The sequence below is a fragment of the Mesorhizobium sp. M8A.F.Ca.ET.161.01.1.1 genome, from assembly GCF_004792105.1.
Classification (GTDB): Bacteria; Pseudomonadota; Alphaproteobacteria; order Rhizobiales; family Rhizobiaceae; genus Mesorhizobium.
The window spans coordinates 1-279 of the sequence record NZ_SRTD01000530.1 but is presented as its reverse complement, the minus strand read 5'-3'; the positions used below and the strand labels follow the sequence as shown (position 1 = coordinate 279).

1 protein-coding gene is annotated in these 279 nt (G+C 68.8%); it reads left to right on the top strand.

Features of this window, described 5'->3' with window-relative positions; all coding sequences use genetic code 11:
* On the top strand, positions 1-279 hold a 279-nt coding region (locus EN804_RS36880), incomplete at both ends, for a hypothetical protein (RefSeq protein WP_210237411.1).

Below are 279 nucleotides of genomic sequence, written 5' to 3'. Positions count from 1 at the left end.
CCGGCTTCCGTTTCCTGGCGCTGTCCAACACCCTGCTCGGTCATCTGTCGGCCCTGGGCGCGCATCGCGACCAGGTGGACAGCTATGCCGGCGATCCGCTGGCATTGGCGGCCGGTGAGCGCGTGCGCAAGGCACTGCAGCAGCTGGCCTCGGCGCTGGCCGCTCGGCAACCGGTCGCCGAGGATGACAACGACGCTGACCGCGCGTTGGCCGCAGAGCTGGAGCAGATCGAGGACGCGATGCCGCCGAAACTGCAGCTGATCCGTACGCAGATGGCAC